The sequence below is a fragment of the Citrobacter freundii ATCC 8090 = MTCC 1658 = NBRC 12681 genome (genome assembly GCF_011064845.1).
GTDB classification, from domain to species: domain Bacteria; phylum Pseudomonadota; class Gammaproteobacteria; order Enterobacterales; family Enterobacteriaceae; genus Citrobacter; species Citrobacter freundii.
This window is the reverse complement of the sequence record NZ_CP049015.1, coordinates 1013162-1034660: the sequence shown is the minus strand read 5'-3', so window position 1 is coordinate 1034660 and position 21499 is coordinate 1013162. Positions and strand designations below refer to the sequence as shown.

At 51.1% G+C, this 21499-nt stretch carries 20 protein-coding genes and 1 pseudogene; 4 read left to right on the top strand and 17 right to left on the bottom strand.

The window, feature by feature from the left end; genetic code table 11:
* Positions 1-362: 362 nt before the first annotated feature.
* The 3 genes from G4551_RS04970 to proB form a co-directional block, all read right to left on the bottom strand.
* On the bottom strand, positions 363-1082 hold the full coding sequence (locus tag G4551_RS04970; RefSeq protein ID WP_003838784.1) for a Crp/Fnr family transcriptional regulator: 720 nt from the start codon (positions 1080-1082) through the stop codon (positions 363-365).
* A 270-nt stretch (positions 1083-1352) separates the two neighbouring features.
* Positions 1353-2606 (bottom strand): glutamate-5-semialdehyde dehydrogenase, encoded by a 1254-nt coding sequence (proA, locus tag G4551_RS04965; protein WP_003031370.1) that lies wholly within the window; start codon positions 2604-2606, stop codon positions 1353-1355.
* A gap of 11 nt (positions 2607-2617) precedes the next feature.
* Complete coding sequence (proB, locus tag G4551_RS04960) at positions 2618-3721, bottom strand: glutamate 5-kinase (RefSeq protein ID WP_003031373.1); 1104 nt, start codon at positions 3719-3721, stop codon at positions 2618-2620.
* A gap of 289 nt (positions 3722-4010) precedes the next feature.
* On the opposite strand from proB, the gene phoE reads away from it, so the two are divergent.
* Complete coding sequence (gene phoE / locus G4551_RS04955) at positions 4011-5066, top strand: phosphoporin PhoE (RefSeq protein ID WP_003031375.1); 1056 nt, start codon at positions 4011-4013, stop codon at positions 5064-5066.
* 56 nt (positions 5067-5122) lie between these two features.
* Here the strand turns inward: phoE and crl are convergent, their stop codons facing one another.
* From crl to gpt, 3 genes are all read right to left on the bottom strand, one after another.
* A complete protein-coding gene (gene crl / locus G4551_RS04950; RefSeq protein ID WP_003031376.1) occupies positions 5123-5524 on the bottom strand; it encodes a sigma factor-binding protein Crl in 402 nt (133 codons plus the stop codon).
* Between the two features lie 57 nt (positions 5525-5581).
* Complete coding sequence (gene frsA / locus G4551_RS04945) at positions 5582-6826, bottom strand: esterase FrsA (RefSeq protein WP_003031378.1); 1245 nt, start codon at positions 6824-6826, stop codon at positions 5582-5584.
* A 100-nt stretch (positions 6827-6926) separates the two neighbouring features.
* Complete coding sequence (gene gpt / locus G4551_RS04940; RefSeq protein WP_003031380.1) at positions 6927-7385, bottom strand: xanthine phosphoribosyltransferase; 459 nt, start codon at positions 7383-7385, stop codon at positions 6927-6929.
* Positions 7386-7646: 261 nt separating this feature from the next.
* On the opposite strand from gpt, the gene pepD reads away from it, so the two are divergent.
* Positions 7647-9104 (top strand): cytosol nonspecific dipeptidase, encoded by a 1458-nt coding sequence (gene pepD / locus G4551_RS04935; protein WP_003031381.1) that lies wholly within the window; start codon positions 7647-7649, stop codon positions 9102-9104.
* Positions 9105-9204: 100 nt separating this feature from the next.
* On the opposite strand, the gene dinB is transcribed toward pepD, so the two are convergent.
* From dinB to lafA, 5 genes and pseudogenes are all read right to left on the bottom strand, one after another.
* Complete coding sequence (gene dinB, locus G4551_RS04930; RefSeq protein WP_003031382.1) at positions 9205-10260, bottom strand: DNA polymerase IV; 1056 nt, start codon at positions 10258-10260, stop codon at positions 9205-9207.
* A gap of 66 nt (positions 10261-10326) precedes the next feature.
* Entirely contained in the window at positions 10327-10968 is a 642-nt protein-coding gene (locus G4551_RS04925) for a hypothetical protein (RefSeq protein ID WP_003838789.1), read from the bottom strand.
* Positions 10969-11024: 56 nt separating this feature from the next.
* The gene (lafU, locus tag G4551_RS04920; RefSeq protein ID WP_003838790.1) at positions 11025-12023 is read right to left on the bottom strand and encodes a putative lateral flagellar export/assembly protein LafU; all 999 of its coding nucleotides are present in this window, start codon (positions 12021-12023) and stop codon (positions 11025-11027) included.
* A gap of 2 nt (positions 12024-12025) precedes the next feature.
* A pseudogene (locus tag G4551_RS04915) lies at positions 12026-12745 on the bottom strand (MotA/TolQ/ExbB proton channel family protein); the annotation flags it as partial.
* A gap of 263 nt (positions 12746-13008) precedes the next feature.
* Positions 13009-13911 carry a lateral flagellin LafA gene (gene lafA, locus G4551_RS04910; protein ID WP_003838793.1) on the bottom strand — a complete coding sequence of 301 codons (903 nt, stop codon included), beginning with the start codon at positions 13909-13911 and terminating at the stop codon, positions 13009-13011.
* Between the two features lie 571 nt (positions 13912-14482).
* Here lafA and G4551_RS04905 point away from each other — a divergent pair.
* Entirely contained in the window at positions 14483-15433 is a 951-nt protein-coding gene (locus G4551_RS04905) for a transcriptional regulator (RefSeq protein ID WP_032941276.1), read from the top strand.
* On the top strand, positions 15411-15890 hold the full coding sequence (locus tag G4551_RS04900) for a hypothetical protein (RefSeq protein ID WP_003838796.1): 480 nt from the start codon (positions 15411-15413) through the stop codon (positions 15888-15890). Before G4551_RS04905 ends, G4551_RS04900 begins: the two co-directional genes overlap by 23 nt.
* Positions 15891-15892: 2 nt before the next feature.
* On the opposite strand, the gene G4551_RS04895 is transcribed toward G4551_RS04900, so the two are convergent.
* The 6 genes from G4551_RS04895 to flgH all read right to left on the bottom strand — a co-directional run bounded on the left by G4551_RS04895 (position 15893) and on the right by flgH (position 21454).
* Positions 15893-16894 carry a hypothetical protein gene (locus tag G4551_RS04895; protein WP_003838798.1) on the bottom strand — a complete coding sequence of 334 codons (1002 nt, stop codon included), beginning with the start codon at positions 16892-16894 and terminating at the stop codon, positions 15893-15895.
* Positions 16895-16919: 25 nt separating this feature from the next.
* Positions 16920-17849: a flagellar hook-associated protein FlgL gene (gene flgL, locus G4551_RS04890; RefSeq protein ID WP_003838800.1), complete on the bottom strand. Its 930-nt coding sequence runs from the start codon at positions 17847-17849 to the stop codon at positions 16920-16922.
* A 17-nt stretch (positions 17850-17866) separates the two neighbouring features.
* Positions 17867-19243: a flagellar hook-associated protein FlgK gene (gene flgK / locus G4551_RS04885; RefSeq protein WP_003838802.1), complete on the bottom strand. Its 1377-nt coding sequence runs from the start codon at positions 19241-19243 to the stop codon at positions 17867-17869.
* A 98-nt stretch (positions 19244-19341) separates the two neighbouring features.
* Entirely contained in the window at positions 19342-19644 is a 303-nt protein-coding gene (locus G4551_RS04880; protein ID WP_029139422.1) for a rod-binding protein, read from the bottom strand.
* 8 nt (positions 19645-19652) lie between these two features.
* Complete coding sequence (locus G4551_RS04875; RefSeq protein ID WP_003838806.1) at positions 19653-20774, bottom strand: flagellar basal body P-ring protein FlgI; 1122 nt, start codon at positions 20772-20774, stop codon at positions 19653-19655.
* A 14-nt stretch (positions 20775-20788) separates the two neighbouring features.
* Positions 20789-21454 carry a flagellar basal body L-ring protein FlgH gene (gene flgH, locus G4551_RS04870; protein ID WP_003838808.1) on the bottom strand — a complete coding sequence of 222 codons (666 nt, stop codon included), beginning with the start codon at positions 21452-21454 and terminating at the stop codon, positions 20789-20791.
* Positions 21455-21499: the final 45 nt, after the last annotated feature.

Sequence of the window (21499 nt, the reverse complement as noted above, 5' to 3'; positions counted from 1 at the left end):
ATTATCACCCACACAAATAAGCAATACCAAACAATTCATCTTTTTTATGTTTTTGATAAATATCAAAAAGATCATACAAATACCACCTAAGCAAAACCCTTACAAAACATAAAGATAATTAACGCCTCCATATTTTCTCTATAATGCTTATTATTTGTTGCAATTATGCTAATTTTTTAACTTCACAAGAAAATTCTCATGAAATATTCATATGAGGGGGAATATTCTTATAAAATAATCGCCAAGCTGGAGGATTAGTATTCGAATTGATAATTATTTCATATAAATAAAACCAGGAATTTTCCATATAAAAAGAATATTCCTGGAATATCAAGAGTTATATAACGCTCAACAGGAGAGATTTAGCTGAAACCTTTTAATCCCAAATAACTATTAAGTGTTACCGTTCGCACCCGATGTAGGGTAATGAAATTTTGTTGTTCGAGGGATTTAAATGACCGGCTAACGGTTTCAATTTTAAGGTCGAGATAACTGGCAATTTCCTCCCGGGAGAATGGCAAGTGAAGCGTCGTTTCTGGCCTGCCAATACGTAAATGCATCTCGTAAAACTCCACCAGAAAAGCAGCGATCCTGGCCTCAGCATGTTTATTCGCATAGCGCCGCAGTTTTTCAACAATGAATCCATTGTCCCTGCAGAGAAACTTGATGACTGCGGCAGCAACCGACGGATCCTTTTCTGCTACTTTGAACAACCGCGCAATATCGATATGACATACCTCCGCAGCCGTTGCCGCCTTAATCGTTGTCAGGTACTTCCCCCCTTCGACAGCATCCAGCGCCATGATATCTCCCGGAACATAAAAGCGACTGATAAAATCGTTATCACCGCATTCCACGCTGGACTTGCAGTATCCCTCGTGAATAACAAAAAGCATGTTTGCGGCTTCATCCTGCCGGGCGAGTATCTCCCCAGCTTTAAACCTTCTTCTTTTGTCTATTAATCGGTGTTGATTATCACGATCAATTGCCGCTCCCTTTGGACACAGCGAACAATGGCGGGGGGGAAACGGGTTGCCGAGCGGCACTACAGGAATGCGATGTTTGTGAATATCCGATTTCACGCAACAACTCCTCATAAAAATGAGACTGATTCTAATAGATCGGGCCATGGGAACAATACGTGAACTTAAGACCAGGAAAATTCATGCTGGCAGGGAAAATTCTGTGATACATCGCCTTTCTGGCACAGGGACGCATGGGTCATAACCAGACTGATGATGTTAAAACGCAGGATAGAAAAATGTGGCAGTGGAGTGAAGGTTAGAATTAACAGGGCGATGCCTTAATAGCCTTGAAAATCAGAGTGCTATTATGGAATCGCCCGTTTTCAATTACGCACGGATCGTGTCGTCGCCGAAGCCAACCCATTTGTATGTAGTCAGTGCTTCCAGCCCCATTGGACCACGCGCGTGCAGTTTTTGCGTACTTACCGCCACTTCCGCACCCAGTCCAAACTGGCCGCCATCGGTAAAACGCGTAGAAGCGTTAACGTACACAGCGGAAGAATCGACTTCATTCACAAAACGATCGGCGTTGCGTAGCGTACGCGTCAGGATCGCATCGGAATGCTGGGTACCATGCTCGCGGATGTGGGCGATGGCATCATCCAGACTGGTGACGATTTTCACGTTCAAATCCAGCGACAGAAACTCGTCGTCATACTCTTCAGCTTTCACCGCAACCACATTAGCAGGTCCTGCTTTCAATGTAGCCAGCGCCATTTCGTCTCCGTGCAGAGTTACGCCGCTTTGTGCCATCTGCTGGCTCAATGCTGGCAGAAAACGCGCGGCGATATCCTGATGCACCAGCAGAGTTTCTACGGTGTTGCAGGTACTCGGACGCTGGGTTTTGGCATTGACGATAATCTTCAGGGCCGGGGCGATCTCCGCGGTATCATCAACATAGATATGACATACGCCAATGCCGCCGGTGATGACCGGGATAGTCGACTGCTCACGACACAGCTTGTGCAGGCCCGCGCCACCGCGAGGGATCAGCATATCGATGTACTTATCCATCCGTAGCATCTCAGCGACCAGTGCGCGGTCCGGGTTATCAATCGACTGTACGGCAGCCGCGGGTAAACCGCAGGCTTCCAGCGCCTTTTGGATAACCGCCACGGTGGCGGCGTTCGTCCGGTAGGTCTCTTTCCCACCACGCAGGATCGCGGCATTGCCGGTTTTCAGGCACAGGGAGGCAACGTCAACGGTGACGTTTGGGCGCGCTTCATAAATTACGCCAATCACGCCCAGCGGGACGCGACGACGCTCCAGACGCAGACCGCTGTCCAGCAGCCCACCGTCAATCACCTGCCCGACCGGGTCGGCGAGATTACACACCTGGCGTACATCGTCAGCAATCGCTTTCAGACGCGCTGGCGTCAGAGCCAGGCGGTCGAGCATCGCATCGCTCAGGCCGTTGGCTCGCGCCTGCTCAACATCTTGTACGTTCGCGCTGAGGATGCTTTCGGTTTGCGCTTCCAGCTCATCAGCAATGGTTTCCAGTACGCGATTTTTTTCGCGACTGGAGAGCAGCGCCAGCTTATATGACGCGGCTTTGGCAGCAATGCCCATTTTTTCCAGCATATGCCTGTTCCTTAACGGGTGATCATGTCGTCACGATGGACAGCGACCGGGCCGTATTCGTAGCCCAGGATGGTGTCGATCTGTTGTGAGTGATGTCCGGCAATACGGCGCAGCGCATCGCTGTTATAGCGGGTGACGCCGTGGGCAATATCGCGCCCTTCGAGATTGCAGATGCGGATCACTTCACCACGAGAGAAGTTGCCTGTCACGCTTTTAATGCCTTTTGGCAATAATGAGCTGCCGCGTTCCAGAATCGCTGCGGTAGCGCCCTCATCAACAGTAATTTCTCCGGCAGGCGGCGCGCCGAAGATCCAGCGTTTACGGTTCTCCAGTGGAGATGCCTGAGCATGAAAACGCGTCCCAACGGAAACGCCTTCCATCACGTCGCCAATGACGCCCGGTTTGCTGCCTGCGGCAATTATGGTGTCGATCCCGGCGCGGCACGCGACATCGGCGGCCTGCAGTTTTGTTCCCATCCCGCCGGTTCCCAGACCCGAGACGCTGTCTCCGGCAATGGCGCGCAGCGCATCATCAATACCGTGCACGTCTTTGATCAGCTCCGCCTGCGGATTGGTGCGCGGATCGGCGGTGAACAGGCCCTGCTGATCGGTCAACAGCAGCAGCTTATCGGCTCCAGCCAGAATTGCCGCCAGCGCTGAGAGGTTGTCGTTATCACCCACTTTAATTTCAGCGGTCGCCACCGCATCGTTCTCATTAATGACCGGAACGATGTTGTTATCCAGCAGCGCGCGCAGCGTATCGCGGGCATTGAGGAAGCGCTCTCTGTCTTCCATATCCGCACGCGTCAGCAGCATCTGCCCGATATGAATACCGTAAATCGAGAAAAGCTGTTCCCATAGTTGAATCAGTCGGCTCTGCCCTACCGCTGCCAACAGCTGTTTCGAGGCTATCGTTGCCGGGAGTTCAGGGTAACCAAGATGCTCACGTCCGGCGGCAATCGCGCCTGAGGTAACAATAACAATACGATGCCCTGCGGCATGGAGCTGCGCGCACTGGCGAACCAGTTCTACGATGTGGGCGCGGTTCAGGCGGCGGGATCCGCCCGTTAACACACTGGTGCCAAGTTTTACCACCAGCGTCTGGCTGTCACTCATGATTCTCTGCCATTCAAAATTGGGGAAAATGATATCAAACGAACGTTTTAGCAGGACTGGCCCCGGTTGCCAACAACCAGCGCACAAAGCATGAAATTTTATTGCGCAGGATCAGCAAGCGTAGCGGCAGATTTTGACGCATTTATTACAGAAACAAAAAAACATCCTTTTTTAAAAATATTCTTACTTTGTCATAAAACGTTCATTGCCAGACGTTAAAAACCCTCCTGTCTTTTAACGGGGATCACACCCAGTGAATATTAGCGCGTACTTTTAATCAGGAATGAAAATGAAAAAGAGCACTCTGGCATTAGTGGTGATGGGAATTGTTGCGTCGGCATCCGTACAGGCTGCGGAAGTGTATAACAAGAACGGTAATAAACTGGACTTATACGGCAAAGTAAAAGCCATGCATTACATGACGGATTATGACAGCAAAGATGGTGACCAAAGCTATATCCGTTTAGGTTTTAAAGGCGAAACGCAAATTAACGATCAACTGACCGGTTATGGTCGTTGGGAGGCTGAATTCGCCGGCAATAAAGCTGAAAGCGATTCTAACCAACAAAAAACACGTCTGGCCTTCGCCGGTGTGAAATTAAAAGATTTTGGCTCGTTTGATTATGGCCGTAACCTGGGTGCGCTGTATGACGTGGAAGCATGGACCGATATGTTCCCGGAATTCGGCGGCGACTCCTCCGCACAAACCGATAACTTTATGACCAAACGTGCCAGCGGCCTGGCAACTTACCGTAACACCGACTTCTTCGGCGTCGTGGATGGCCTGGATCTGACCCTGCAATATCAGGGTAAAAACCAGGACCGCGATGTGAAAAAACAGAACGGCGACGGTTTTGGTACTTCCGTTACCTATGACTTTGGCGGCAGCGATTTTGCGGTGAGCGGCGCTTATACCAACTCCGATCGTACTAACCAGCAGAATCTGCAAACTCGCGGTACAGGCGATAAAGCAGAAGCCTGGGCAACTGGCTTAAAATATGATGCTAACGATATTTATATTGCAACGTTCTATTCTGAAACGCGCAATATGACGCCAATTTCCGGTGGCTTTGCTAATAAAACACAGAACTTCGAAGCGGTCGTTCAGTACCAGTTTGACTTTGGTCTGCGTCCGTCACTGGGTTATGTGCTGTCTAAAGGGAAAGATATTGAAGGCGTCGGCAATGAAGATCTGGTGAATTATATTGATCTCGGCGCAACGTACTATTTCAACAAAAATATGTCCGCGTTTGTCGATTATAAAATCAACCAGCTCGATAGCGATAATAAGCTGGGCATCAACGATGATAATATCGTTGCCGTCGGTATGGTCTACCAGTTTTGATATAGCATAAAAAAAGCCGGATGGGGTTGCGCCGCCATCCGGCTTTTCACTGTTCATTATGCCGTTAACTTAACCGGTTCATCCTTAAAGTCGTCAGCAGGTTCCAGCGCCAGATTCAGCGTCGTTAACAAGCCAAGTAATTTTTCATGGAATTCACGTAAGGTGTATTCCAGTCGCTCTACCACTTCAGTCTCTTTCACCGGCACCGCAGTCCAGTTACCGTCTTTATCAAACAAACCAAACTGATAACTATACGTGAAGCGTTTTTCCTGCGCCTCCAGTTCCATCCACCAGCCCCAGAACTCGCGTTTCTCAGGGGCCGGTTTCACGTTGACGCAAACAGCCAGACAATCGAAAAAAAATCGATTATCTTCGCACTGCCCTTCCCGGATGTACGGGCCAAGCGCGGTGAATTTCTTGATCAATCTACTTTTCGGATGCCCACTCGGTAACGTCATTACGATCTCCTTAGGTGAAGCACCTGTTTTACCAAATCGATAAAATTTAGCAAACTTTTAACACAATCTCTGATTGATCCAACTGGTTATTTCCTGCAACCCTTTGTCAAAATTGCGATACACCGGATTGAAGGGGATCTCCAGTAGCTTACCGTCTGAAGATGAAGATGTGATTAAACGTGACTCTTCTTCCGGGCTAAACGGGTCGTTCTTCCAGAACCCCGAAAGCATTGGCGTCGGGCAGCGTCGCCCCAGCAGGCCCTGCACTTTTAATGAATAGCGATTAAGCTCAACGCGCAGCGCTTCATCGGAGGCGTCATGCATCCCCAGGCGGCTAGCCAGTACATCAAGATACATTTCCGGGACGCTCGCCTGACGCTGCGGGTCACTAAGCAGCGCATGAACCACTGGTCCCAGACAGGCCACCGCCTTCAGACGTGATGATTCCAGATATGCCAGACGTACCGCTACGTTAGCGCCAAAGCGGAAACCGAAGGCCGCCACGCGAGTGTGATCCACCCAGGGAACATTAGGCAGCGCTTTTAATACGTGCTGATGCAGCAGGCTGGAATCCTGAGTCAGTTTCCATTTTGATGAGAACCCAACCGACGGCATATCCAGCGTCAGCATAGCAATGCCACGTGGAGCAAAGTAGCGCTCATACAGACTGTAATAATCCGTTTGCATGGAATCGAGGCCACCGCACATCAGCACCGTCGGGAACGGACCGTCGCCTTTTGGCATATGCAGGAATCCAGTGATTGGCGCGCCGCCGGTAACGGCAAATTCCATCTCGCGCAATGTCCCCGGCAGTCGCTGCGCGGCCTCTTCATAGGCGCGATTGGCCAAAGCCTGTGCCTGTTCTGCCAGCTCATCGCCTTTCAGGTGTGGGTAAGCGGCAATGTTGTACAACGTAGACGCATGTAGCCAGTGGCGTCCGCTCACCTGCGGATCCTCTTCCATAGACGCTTTCTGTTGCCAGTCCATCGCCTGCTTCGCCCACTCATAGATCCAGTTCCCGCCGCGATAGCCGATAACCGTATCGTAGAGTTCTTTATCCGTACGTTCGGCTTCGCTCATCACGATACGTGCCTGCACCTCAAGGATTTCACGCGGGTCGACGCCACGCCAGATCCACATCAGACGATTCACCATGCGATACCAGTGGGGAATGGTTTTACCATCCAGGGCAGATTGTACGGACGGCTGCGCGCCGTGATTAAAACGACGAACCAGCGTTGACGTTTCAGGGTGTTTGAAGCGGGGTTTAAACAGGACTTCGCTGAGGTTAGCCTGTGACATGATTGCAGCCTCCATGAGTACTCACTAAGGCATAGTGTAACCTGACACTGCACAAAAAGAACAACGCCCGGCAGTTGCCAGGCGTTGAAAACTTTTTAGATTAGCGACCAGAGATCGGCGGGACGAACACCACGCCCATATCCCACGGCTGTTCAATCCAGGTATCCTGAGGGATATCAACAACATAATCATTCACCAGCGGACGGCCTGCCGGCTTAGCGAAGATAGTAACGAAATGCGCTTTAGGATACATTTCGCGGATCGCAACGGCGGTACCACCGGTGTCAACCAGGTCATCGATTACGATGAAACCTTCACCGTCGCCTTCGGCACGTTTCAGCACTTTCAGTTCGCGCTGGTTGTCGTGATCGTAGCTGGAGATGCATACGGTATCGACATGACGAATACCCAATTCACGCGCCAGCAATGCGCCCGGTACCAGACCACCACGGCTAACGGCAATAATGCCTTTCCATTGTTCAGAAGGCATCAGGCGGCTTGCCAGTTTACGTGCATGGATCTGCAACATGTCCCAGGTGACGACGTATTTTTCGCTCATGTGAAGTGTCCCAGCCTGTTTATCTACGGCTTAAAAAGTGTTCGAGGGGGAAATAGGTTGCGCGAGATTATAGAGATCTGACGCACTAAAAACCAGTGTTTCGCGGAATCCGCGCCTCTTTTTGCATGCTTTATGCTAGCCGTCAGCGGAGAAAGTGGTATTCTCAATCGCATCGCGCAAGCCTGACTTGTGATGTTTTTAATTCTGCTAACCCCGTGGCCTGCAAGCAAGTTTTGTAGGACATCGCCAAGGAGACTCAACGTGTCTGAACTGTCTCAATTATCCCCGCAACCGCTATGGGATATTTTTGCCAAAATCTGTTCTATTCCTCATCCGTCCTATCATGAAGAGCAGCTCGCTGAACACATTCTGAGCTGGGCCCAGGAAAAAGGTTTCCACGTCGAGCGCGATCAAGTCGGTAATATCCTGATTCGCAAACCCGCTACCGCAGGCATGGAAAACCGTAAACCGGTCGTTCTGCAGGCGCACCTGGATATGGTCCCGCAGAAAAACAACGACACCGTGCACGACTTTACCAAAGATCCTATCCAACCTTATATTGATGGCGAATGGGTAAAAGCCCGTGGCACCACGCTGGGTGCGGATAACGGTATCGGTATGGCGTCCGCGCTGGCCGTTCTGGCTGATGACAGCGTGGTACATGGTCCTCTGGAAGTGCTGCTGACCATGACCGAAGAAGCAGGTATGGATGGCGCGTTTGGTCTGCAGGCTAACTGGCTGCAGGCAGATATCCTGATCAACACCGACTCAGAAGAAGAAGGTGAGATCTACATGGGTTGCGCAGGCGGAATCGACTTTACCTCTAACCTGCCGCTGTCCCGTGAAGCAATCCCTGCTGGCTTCCAGAGCTTTAAGCTGACGTTAAAAGGCCTGAAAGGCGGCCACTCCGGCGGCGAAATCCACGTGGGTCTCGGTAACGCGAACAAGCTGCTGGTACGCTTCCTGGCGGGCCACGCTGAAGAGCTGGATCTGCGTCTGGTTGATTTCAACGGCGGTACGCTGCGTAACGCAATTCCGCGTGAAGCCTTTGCCACCCTGGCCGTGGCTGCAGATAAAGTTGATGCGTTAAAAGCGCTGGTCAACACCTATCAGGAAATCCTGAAAAACGAACTGGAAGCCAAAGAGAAGAACCTGGCTCTGCTGCTGGATGCCGTTACTCAAGACAAAGCCGCGCTGACCGCTGAGTCTCGTGACAGCTTTGTGCGTCTGCTGAACGCCACCCCGAACGGTGTTATCCGCAACTCCGACGTCGCCAAAGGCGTGGTAGAAACTTCCCTGAACGTCGGCGTTGTAACCATGACTGACGACAACGTTGAAATTCACTGCCTCATTCGTTCTCTGATCGACAGCGGTAAAGACTACGTGGTGAGCATGCTGGATTCACTGGGTAAACTGGCTGGCGCGAAAACCCAGGCAAAAGGCGGATACCCTGGCTGGCAGCCGGATGCCAACTCTCCGGTTATGCACCTGGTTCGTGAAACCTATCAGCGTCTGTTCAACAAAACGCCTAACATCCAAATCATCCACGCCGGTCTGGAATGTGGTCTGTTCAAGAAACCGTATCCAGATATGGACATGGTTTCCATCGGGCCAACCATCACCGGCCCGCACTCCCCGGATGAACAGGTTCATATCGAAAGCGTCGGCCATTACTGGACGCTGCTGACTGAACTGCTGAAGTCTATTCCGGCGAAGTAAGTCTGCGCTAAACGCCGGATGGCGCTGTGCTTATCCGGCCTACATGCTGATTTGTAGGCCGGATATAGTTTTTACGCAGCCATCCGGCAATACATCAACATCACAGCCCCAACAGTAGTTGCCTTTCCAGCTGTGGATCCAACAGCGTGACGTGTAATCCCACCAGCCTTACGCCCCGCCCTCCCCGACGTTCATTCCAGGTTTTGCGCGCCGTCGCAATTAAGTCATCTTTACTTAAGCGCGGCCAGACGTGCTCCTGCGTGGTTTGCTGAAAATCATTAAACTTGAGTTTTACTCCCTGCCGGGCGATCAACAGATCCGGTTTTACCTTGGCCAGACGTCGTTCCAGTTCGGGATATAGCCGCTCAATAATCTCCTCACATTCAGCCCACTCATGAATATCTTCTGCCAAAGTACGCTCGACGCCGACTGATTTGCGCAGTCTGTCATTGTTGACGTCGCGCTCATCAATGCCCTGGCTACGTTCCCACAACACGCGACCAAACTTACCAAAACGTTTGAGCAACATGGCCAGGTCGTATTTCTGAACATCCTCGCAGGTTCGCAACCCCATCGCTTCCAGCTTAGCGGCAGAGACTTTGCCAACGCCGGGAATTTTGCCTAACGGTAATGTTCTGAGAAATTCAGGAACATCGGCAGGGGTAATCACATATTGCCCATTGGGTTTGTTGAGATCGGAGGCTATTTTTGCCAGAAATTTGACCGGCGCAATTCCGGCAGAGGCGGTTAACTGTAGCTCGGTAAAAATTGTCTGGCGGATCTCCTGAGCGATCAGCGTAGCTGAGCCATGGCAGTGAGTGCTGTCAGTCACATCCAGATAGGCTTCATCCAGCGAAAGCGGTTCTATCAGCGAGGTATAACGGGAGAAAATAGCCTGAATCTGGCGGGAGGCTTCTTTATAGGCCTCGTAACGACCAGGTAATAACGTGAGATGCGGGCACAGTTTTAACGCCATTCCGGTCGGCATTGCGCTACGCACACCAAATTTGCGCGCCGGGTAATTGGCCGTGCTGATGACTCCCCGACGTTCACGACTGCCGCCAATAGCAATGGGAATATCACGCAAGGCGGGGTTGTCGCGCATTTCCACCGCCGCGAAAAAGCAGTCCATATCGACATGTATGATTTTGCGCATCGCTCGCCTCCCACAACACTGTTTAAGTATACAGTATTTTTATGTTGTGAGAAGTCTGTTTATGCCTTAGGCCGGACCATTCATGACGAAGCGTGCATCGCACAGGTAACGCACGATGTCCGTGATCTTATGTTCTGCGGGATTACCCGCCGTACTGACAAAAAGTTTATTCACTTTGCGAATCTTTGCCCGCAGCAATTTTTCGATCGTCATCAGGCGAAATGCATCATTTTCCACGCAGAAAAGCTCATAGTCGCCCAGACGTTCTCCACAAATTTCACAATGATTCATCCAGTAACGTAGCCCGGTAGTTTTACTTTTATCCAGATAGTAATTGCTGGCTTTGATGTTCTTTTGTATCTCTTCAGGCAGAGAATTAATGTGGAACAGAAAGGTATTCCGTCGAATAGATTGCCAGCCTTTGCCATCCTGATCTTTTCTGATAAAGCGGGTAAACATCACCCCGTGAATATGGGTGAGCTGGTGGCAGCTCCAGCAGTGCATCTTCGAGGTAATCACCAGATAGTACGGCGCAACGATGTTAAAACTGTCGGTGTTGTAGACATAGTCACGAAGCCCCTCATTTAACACATGAGGCTCGGTGTACCAGATACCTGAAACCGGGTCGAAATGCGCGCCCTGACAAGCCCCATCAGTGACGTTATCAGTATGAATATCCAATGGAATAATATGGGTTACATCTATCACATTACCTTCCTGAGGGATAATTTGCCCCCACGTTGCGTGGGGGGCGGAAAACAGAATTAATGAGTGACGGGAACAGAGGGCTGACGTAAAGAGGCCACCTGCTTTTGTTTGTCTAGCTTATCAACCAGTGGCTGAACCACTTTCTCGCCGTGCTGACCAAAATATTGATACAGCGTATCGGAAGCACTTTGCGTTAACACCATGATCTCAATACGGCGGTTGCCTGCGCTTTCTGGGTTTTTCGCATCCAGCAGCATTTGGTCCGCCATGGCGCTAACCTGCATGACTTTATCCTGCGGCATGCCGGCATCTTCCAGCACGCGTCGTGCTGACAAAGCACGGTCGCCGGAGAGATTCCAGTTGTTGTAAATGTTGCTCTTATAGCTCATCGCATCCGTATGTCCGGTAATGATGAGCTTGTTGTCCAGCGAGTCAAACACGGGGGCCAGCTCAACCAGCAGCGATTTAAAGAACGGCATAATTTTGGCGCTGCCGCGCTCAAACATATTCCGGTTCTGGTCATCTTTAATCAGTACGCGCAACCCCTGAGGAACAATCTCCATCTCGAGGTTGGTTTCCATATGTGCATTGCGGGCAATGACGTTAATATCGGTCGCCAGCTCGCCCAATTCACGCGCTGATTTTTGCTTCAGCAACACCGCTTTTTCATTTACATCCAGCGCTTTTTTGGCGTTATCTTCTGTGATCTTCGCCGTCTCTTGCGGGGTAACCGTTTTATCCAGCTTGTTGCGCGTGACGTTTTTCTTCTGCGCACCCGGCGCTATCGGCTGCTTGCCCAGCTTGTTTAAAGGTGCCATACCGCCACCGTTAAAGATTGACTGGCCGTGCAGCGCCGCCACAATATTTTCTCGGTCAGCCTTGCTGACGCTGTTCACAATCCACAGCGTCATAAACAGCGCCATCATCGCCAGCGTAAAGTCAGCAAAGGCGACCTTCCACGCCCCGCCATGATGACCTGCATGATGCTTTTTAATTTGTCGGCGGATAATGGTGGTTTTCGCGCCGCGATCGCGACGATTTGGCCCCTTCCTCATGCTTATTCCTGCTCCAGCATCGCATTAACCCATGCATCCAGATTGGCGAAAGTGGGTTTAGAGGCCAGATGGAGAAGCTTACGGCCAGCATCGACCGCCAGTAACGTCGGTTTACCGCCCGCTTGCGCCACCAGCACGGTACGTACGCATTCGAGCAGCGAATGCTCTGCCCGCGCCTGCTGTTCCATAGCGTTTGCCAGCGGGTCCATCAGACAATAACAGATGAATACCCCTAAGAATGTCCCCACCAACGCCGCCGCCACTTTCAAACCGATAAGCGCAATGGAGCCATCGATGGACTGCATGGTGATGATAATGCCCAATACCGCAGCACAAATGCCGAATCCAGGCATCGCTTCTGCGGTACGCTGCAAGGAGCGCGAAGGGGTTAACAAAGATTCTTCCGCGGTATCCAGTTCCTGATCGAGAATCCCTTCAAGTTCATGGGCATCGATTTTACCCATCGCCATTAGACGGAAGTTATCGGCGATAAATGTCACCAGTCGCTTCTGAGTCAGCACCAGCGGGTATTTCTGGAAAATGGTGCTTTCTTCCGGCTGCTCGATATGCTGATCCAGCATACGCAGACCGCCGTTTTGAACCATTTCCAGCAGCTCATACAGGCACATCAGTAGCTGACGCTGAAACTCCGGCCCCATTTTCTTTTTACTGATTACCCCTTTGATCTGGTGGACGATCTCTTTCAGTACATGTACCGGGTTGGCGCTCTGCGTGGCGATATCGGCATAAGCTGCGGCTTTCGCCATAGTTCTTGGGTTGATCATGAATAACTCCGTGCGACGTTATCGTTGTTAAAGCAAAATGTATGCCAGTTTTTAATTTATTTAAAATCAATTAGTTACTAAGCACATGGAAATCGAATTTCCGTTGGACAGGAAACTTCCTGACTCCCCTTCTGCCGCTGAAAGCACAACACCGCCAGTCGGCGGTGTTGTGAATGGCGCAATTTCACCACAGAACAGAATTACTGCAGCAGGCTGGACACCATGCTGGACATGCTGTTGGACTGCTTCAGCATAGTGATGCCAGTTTGCATCAGCACCTGCTGTTGCGTCATGTTGGAGGCTTCCGTCGCGTAGTCGGTATCCATAATGTTACCGATCGCTACGTTAGTGTTGTCCTGCATGCTGGTCAGGTTGTTTGCGGTGTCGTTCAGACGGTTGATAGACGCGCCCAGTTTGGACTGGATCTTGGACACATCGTCCATTGCGGTCTGGATAGTGCTGATCATACCGTTAGCAGAACCAGAAGCGGTCAGCTCAGTACCACCAGAAACACCAGTACCAGCCTGATCAGAAGAGAAAGCATCACTGACAGCTGTCAGATCTGTCACCAGATCACCCAGCTGGCTGGAGATGTCCACGGTCATGGTGTCAGAAGACTCAGCACCCACCTGGAAGGTGACTGCGCTCTGGAACAGACCAGAAACACCGGTATTACTGCCAGATGCCGTACCGAACAGGTTAGTACCACCGTAGGTGGTGTTCTGCAGCATGTCAGACATCTGCTGGCCCAGTTCGTCGTATTCATCCTGCATCGCCTGCAGGTCGTCGCTGTTGTAGGTTCCGTTCGCTGCCTGCGTGGACAGGTCTTTCATGCGACCCAGCACGTCGGTCATTTCGTCAAACATGCTATCTGCGGTCTGCAGCATTGCGGTTGCGTCCTGAATGTTGCTCAGTGCAACGCCCATACCGTCGGATTGTGCGCTCAGGCGGCTGGCAATCTGTTTGCCTGCAGCATCGTCAGCAGAAGAGTTAATGCGGTTACCTGTCGCCAGACGTTCCATCGAAGTAGACAGGGATGCGCTGCTTTTGTTGATAGCGTTTACAGCTGCCATTGAGGCGGTATTAGTATTAATCGATAACATGGTACTGCTCCTTGGGAATAATCGTTTTCGTTTCGATACCCTGTAAAAACGACCACCCGTTCGGAAAACTTAAAGCACGGAGAAAAAATTTTTTCACTCGTTTAAAAAATCAGTTCAGGGGATATAAACAAACGCTAAGCGCTGCCTTTATTAGCATCCCGTGCTATTTTTCACCACACCTCACAACATAAGAATTAGCTCAATCAATTTTTAATTAAAAGATTATTAGAAATATCTAATAATGAAATGATCGCCGTCAAACATCGAACGTTAACGCCATGAAATTAATAAGATTAAACCTAATCAAAAATAATTTAACCTACATCACTCACGTCTATATTTACATTTAGTTGCAAATACAACGTACTTTTATATTGTGAGTCCAGGACACTTTCGTTACATTTTCAGTCCTTTTTCGGACAGAACAAAAAACACTCAACACCGATCAGGCTGCCACGTCTCATCCTGGCAGCCAGAAAAAGATATCTCAATTCCTTCAGAATTTTAATGCACTGATTTTTAACGGTGTGACATCAAGGATTTAAAAAATCTTGCACGGGTAGACAAAATCATGAGTATTGTAGTCAATAACTGGCGAATGGATTCTTCGCTTAATGCGTTAATCCATTGTGAGACTGGCGAAACGCGTCGGCTCGGCGAATACCATTTTATTCTGTTAGAGACATTAGCTAAAAATGCCGATGTCGTCTTATCGCGTTCGTTTTTAATGACCGCAGTCTGGAAGAATCGCATCGTCGGTGGAAATAGCCTGCCCACAGCCGTTCATGCCTTGCGCGTCGCGATCGATGATGATGGAAAACAACAGGAAATTATAAAAACGATCCCTAAAAAAGGGTATTTGTTTAATAAAAACTACCTGTCCGAAGATATTGACCACAATATTAATGTGGTTGATGGCATCGCCAGTGATGAAACCAAAGAGAGTGCTGTTTTATCTGCAAACAGCGTGCCTGAAGAAAGCGCGAGCACAAATCAGGGAGTGCCGAAAAAACCATACACACCTTTATTAAACAATGAATTAGAGAAACCCGCGGATGCTAAAAGTCATCCTTACAGAGCCGTTCTTATCACCCTGCCCGTCATTATTATCGCGCTTTTGTTGTTTGTCCTGATGTCTGATTTTAAAACATCATCCGTCACGAAAACGGAAGAAACCCCACAGTTAGTAAAAGAAAATCTTGAGAGTGCCAGTCATGTTACGGTTTACCATCTTTACGACCCAGATGAAAAAAAAACATCGCCGTCTCTTTTCTCGCAACATATTCTCCCTGGAGTGCAACAAATCAATCAACTGTTGGTGACGCACAATGTCTCAATGGATTTGTATTACAGAGTGTCGCTGAACAAATTCGCACTTGATATTGTACTGAGTAATCAATGCAATGACAGTTGGCAGTTAGCATTGAATTTTAGTAGCTGGCTCAATAAAGATAATGAAATGAATAGTGTTTTAATTAAAGAAGTGGAGAAAATGTTAAATGAAATGCCAAAATGCAAATAGTTACTTCCTCTATCTTCTGGCTACTGTAACTTTATTTTTTACCTTCATGGCTCATGCACGCATTGAGAACACGGTCATTGCTAATTACGATCTTAATAGCGGCAAGAATGCGCATTACGCACTCATTATGAGCCCACAGGACAAAAACACTGCTCTGACGCTCGTCCCTCTGGACCAAAATAACAAAGCGCCGTCAACATTTAAGATCTCAGCATGTATTAATCGTTACGCGGGATTGTCTAAACAGGGTGAGTTTCATTTTAGCGATGCGAAAGCCGATAAAAATGACTTTCGCTTATCAGATTTCAGTACCTTTATTGTTGAACACAATCTGCATGCCTGGTGGATTCATTTAAACCCACAGCAAAATTTGCTTTTTACTCAGGATGTTGGAGGCCTGTTAGTCACAGACCCCTCTGCATTTATATTCTCAACAACAGCATGCCAGCCAAACTAGAGCTAGCGTAATAGACTACGGACGGTCTGACTGGAAAGCCGGGCCTGTCCATTAACCGCTTGTGCTAATACCTGATAATTGTGATTAGCATGATCTAATACCCCACCGAGTGACTCTGAGGCTTTTACCGCACTTTCTGCCTGCGGAAAACGCGCCATACCGTCAATCAGTTGCCGGGCCTTCTCCTGCTGCGCGGCCATCTGCGCGCGCTGATCGCCAATAGTATCCAGCGCCTGTTGTAACCCATCCTGAGTGCGGGAACTGCCCTGCAATACGCTCTGCAGTAATTCGTCCGTACGGCAAGGATCGGCAAAAGTCGTCAGCTGCGTATACGCAGAAGACTTTGCGTCCATATCACGTACGCTCAGGGTTTGTTCAATCTGCGGCCACTCCTTTTCCGTGGTGGAGAAGGTCAGTGCGCCCTGTTGGTCATGCACCTGCACACCGACACGACGCAGCGCGTTGCTCATCATCATTTTGTACTGACCGGGATCCAGATCTTCACCGACCACCACCGCAGAGTGCTGCGTTTGCCGTCCGTCAGAGACACTAAACATGCGCGAGCTTATGGCATTTTTTTGCAGCATCTGCGCCAGTTCAGGCGAGTGAAAGGTCACCCGCGCTTCGCCTTGCAATACCGGACGCAGCTGCCTGTCAACTGCGCCGCCGGATAATGCCGTGCGTTTATCCAGCCACTGGGTAAGCTCAGCGCCCTTTTGCTGCTGCGTCTGCCCGCCACGGCGCGAGGCATGGCGATAATCCAGCAAATGCTGTTCCAGTTGCCCCAGGTAGTGATCGGCCTGCTGCAGCGTGGTGAGCTGATCGTTGAGCTGCACACTGTAGCGCTGAGGCCGGGTGGTAATAAGCGGTGAGGCCGGGTAATCACTCGCCGTTGCGGGTAACTTTTGACGGACAGGGGCATTCTGCGCAACGCTATGTTGTTGCACAGAAGGATTGAGCGCTCCGCTTCCGGAGAGTGATGTTGTATTTAAACCGACCTGCATACTATTCCTGGGCTACTGCTCGCTGTTAAATCACACTGAAAAGGTTCAACTCACTCACTTTGGAGTAGGTTTTTAAAGTGGCTTCCATCGCCATTTCCAGACCGGTAAAGGTTATGGAAGCCGGGCCGTAATCCAGATCGCTCAGTTGACCAATCAGCTGATCGTTAGAGGTGGCGATATCCGTTTGCGCACCGCTCAGCATACTCATCGTATTTTGCGTTTCACCGATGGTGGCAATAGAAGCATTGAGCGAGTCGGAAGCGTCATCCACCGTATCGATGGCACTTTCGATATCGCTTTGCACCTGCGGGTCGGCTGGGTCAACCGATGGATCCTGCAACTCCTTCGACAGCGACGTCAGGGTGTTCAGCACGTCCAGGCTATCGCCGAAGAAATCACTGACCGCCACGTTGGTATCGACTTCCACGCCATTGGAAACCGTAGTCTGGCGATGATCGCCGTTACCCTGGTAGGTATAGCTATCAGTCACGCCATCACCGTCGTTGTCCACGGCGACAATCGGCGGCCGATCGTTGACCGTGCCGCCAAACACATAGTGCCCGTCTTCATCTTGGTAATTTAATGCCGAGACCATCGCTTCGGTCATCGACTGAATATCTTGCCCCAGGCTGGCTAACGAATCGGCGGTATTGGTGCCGTTCGCCGCTTCCAGCAGATCGTCGCGAATCGCCAACAGATCGTTATTCACGCCATCAAGGATCGACTCCTGCTGACTCATGCCCGCCGTCGCGGAGTCAATATTGCTCTGATACTGGTCGAGGGCCGATTGCTGGCGGTTAAGTTGGGTAATACGGGTCGCCGCGATCGGATCGTCAGACGGCAGCAGAATACTTTTCCCGGTCGCCATTTGCTCAACGACATGGGACAGATCGCTGGAGAGATCGTTAAAACTCTGCGTCATGGACACATAAGATTGCTGAGTAGATACACGCATATTCATTCCTCTCCAGGTTAGCTACACATTTCCAGCACAGAATCGAAAATATCTGCGCCCGTTGAGATAACTTTGAGGTTGGCCTCGTAAATTTGCTGGTAGGTAATGAGGTTCACCGCTTCTTCATCCATGCTGACGCCGCTGACGCTGCTCTGCTGGTTCTGCGCTTCGGAGTAGACGTTGGCCGCCGCTTCCGCTTCGGTCTGGTTCTGCTGGCTGTAGATACCAATGTTGCTGATGATCGACGAACAGGCTTCACCCACGGTTACGCTACCAAGCCCCTCTATATCCAACGGTTCGGTAGAAATATTGATCAGCGCCTGCAGGTTATCGCTGTTACCGCTTTCATCCGGCGAACTGGAAAACGCCAGCTCATCGGCGGTGATATCGGGATTCACTTCCAGCGGGCCATCAGATGAATTTTCATCATAAATAAACAGCGGTTCGCCGGGATTTCCGTTCAGGTCATAGCCCTGCGCAAGCTGGGTGTTAACTGCATCGGCAAACTGCTCCGCCATGCTGTTAATCGTTCCCGTCAGCGGCGTCAGTACCTGATTTTGATAATCAAACAGCGCCCCCAGCGAGCCTCCGGTATCGGTATCCATGGACGATGTGGTCCCGGCAAAGGTCAGAGACATGCTCTGCGTACCGTCGGCGTTAGTCTCCAGTTCAATGGTGGAACTCTCCTGCCCGCTGACCAACGGCTGACCGTTTTGCAGCGTAACGTTGTAGTTACCTTCATCATCAATATTGACCTGCACGTCCATGATGCCGCTCAGTTGCTCCACCATCTGATCGCGAGCATCGTACAGCGCCGAGGCGTTATCGCCGTTGGCTTCAGCTTCCGCAATTTGCTGGTTATAACTGGCAATCCCGGTAGTCAGGGTGTTCACCTGCGCCACCATCGCCTGTTCCTGGCTGACGATCTCACTGCTTTGCGAGTCGATGTAGTCCAGCGTGTTATCCACACGCAGCGCCAGCGCACCGGACTCGCTGATCACCTGTTCACGCAGGGCGGAATCATCCGGGCTGGTGGTGGCTTCGTTTAGCGCGGCAAAAAAGTTGTCAAAACCGCCGCTCAGGCTACTGTTATCGTCGCTGAGAACGGTTTCCAGTTGCGTTAAATACTCCTGCTGGGTGTTGTAATAGCCGTAATCACTGGCGGCATACCACACCTGGTTCACCTGATACTGGTTAGAAACGCGGCGAATACTGTCCACCTGCACACCGTTACCCGCACTGTTGGCTGAACCGGAGCTGGCGCCAATGGTACTGGTGATGGCAACCTGCCGGGTATAACCGTCGGTCATGGCGTTAGCCGTGTTTTGCGCGGTTACATTAAGCTCCACCTGCGCCGTCGATGCGCCGCTGTAGCCAATATTAATCATGTCCATCAAAGAGTCCTCGCCGGTCAGTCACCCGGTCTGTCGTTAACAACCTTGCCGATTAAGAGCGGCGAAAAAACCACAGTTCTTAAGCCGCCGGGCAACCTTTATCCTTTGTGATGCGGAGAGAGCTGTTTGACAATCATCGCCGCAATGCCAATGCCGTGCTGTTGGGCAAGACTGTTGCACAGCTGATCGTCATAAAATCCCTGCATCATGCGTACCGAGTCGCTGTTAAACGGGTTGTCTTTTGAGTCGAAGATCTCATTGGTTTTACGCATCTCTTTCAGCATGTTGCGTAAGAAAATGGCTTCAAACTGCTGAGCGGCTTTCTGTAAATCGTTATCTTTAATTTTCGGGCCCATTAACGCATCGCTGCCGTCAATACCCCCGCTATGATTCACTTTGATGTCGGCCATTAAATCACCTCCAGATCGGCGTCCAGCGCTCCGGCTTCATGCAGGGCCTGCAAAATCGACATAATGTCGTCCGGCGTGGCGCCCAGGCTGTTAAGGGCGTTAACCAACGTTTTCAGACTGCTGGACTCTGGCAGACTGATCATTCCCGGGCGGGCATGATTCACCGAAATATTGCTCTGCGGCGTTACCGCCGTACGACCACCAGCAAACGCATTCGGCTGGCTGACGTTGCTGCTTTCATTGATGGACACCGTCAGGCTGCCATGCGATACCGCCGCCGCGTGCAGGGCAATGCCATCCCCCATCACCACTGTGCCGGTACGCGAGTTAAATACCACGCGGGCACGCACTTTTTCCGCCTGCACCTGGACGTCATCCAACTGAGACATAAAGGCAACGCGCGCACCGGGGCTGGTTGGCGCGCGGACGCTGACGTTGGTCGAGCTTCGCGCCGTCGCAATACCGCCAAACGACGCGTTGATCGCCGCCGCAATATTGTTGGCATCTTTGAAAGAAGGACGTTTCAGATTAAGCGTGATGGTATCGCCCATCTGGAAATCACTGGGAATTTCCCGCTCCACGGATGCCCCATTCGGTATCAACCCGGCGGTGGGGGTATTCACAGTGACGCTGGAGCCGCTGGCCCCGGTGGCGTTCATCCCGCCGACCACCACGCTCCCTTGTGCAAGGGCGTAAACCTCTCCGTCAGCACCGTGTAATTGGGTGAGCAGTAATGTACCGCCGCGCAGGCTTTTGGCATCGCCGATCGACGAGACCGTGACGTCAATGGTTTGCCCACGCGAGTACATGGGCGGCAACGTCGCGCTGACCGCCACCGCCGCAACGTTCTTCACCTTCGGATCGATTTTACTCGGCAGCTGTACGCCGAACTGGCGCAGCATGTTAGTAATTGTCTGGTTGGTGAATTTGACCTGGTTTTTATCCCCGGTTCCATCCAGACCGACCACCAGACTGTAGCCGACAAGTTGGTTTTCCCTGACGCCCTGGACGTTGACCAGCGACTCCAGAGATCGCGCCTGCGCCGCGCCAGGCAGCGCCAGACTCAGGGCAATAACGATGCCGTTTAACGCCTTCATCCAGCGCCCGCTTAAGTGTTGCATAGTAAAATCCTGCATTAGATCGGGAAGAGAGGATGGTTAAACAGACGCGTCAGCCAGCCCGCCGCATTGGCATCGCTCAATGCGCCACGACCCGCATAGGAGATACGCGCATCGGCAATACGCTGCGATGAGACGGAGTTGTCATTCTGAATGTCATCGGCGCGCACCAGGCCGCTCAGGCGAATGTACTCATCGCCCTGGTTGAGGGTGAGCCATTTTTCACCGCGAATTTCCAGGATACCGTTCGACTGTACCGAGTGTACCGACACCGTAATTTCGCCACGTAAACTGTTTTGCTGCTGCGAGGTCGCCGTCCCGTTGAAGTCACGATTGGCGTCCACGGACGCGGAAAGGTTATCTTTGGTATGCCCAAAGAGGGTCGGCGCGCCAATATCCACGGTATTGTTCTTACCGAAATTGGTTTTCGCCTGTTTGCTCGACTGGGTAGATTCTTCCAGCATCACGGTCAGGATATCCCCCACCCGATAGGCGCGGCGATCCGCTGTCAGCGACCACTTGTAACCCGTTTCGAACACCCCTCCCGCGCGGCCATCCGCCGTTGGCGGTGCCTCGGTTTTGGGCGGAGCAAAGAATTCGTCATTTTTTTTGACCAGGAGAGCCTGCGATTCGCACCCGCTTAACAGGGGAAGCAGTACCATCAGCCAGAGATAATTTTTCACGTTCTGCCTATTTCTGCCGGATGGAGCTGTACCATCCGGCATTTC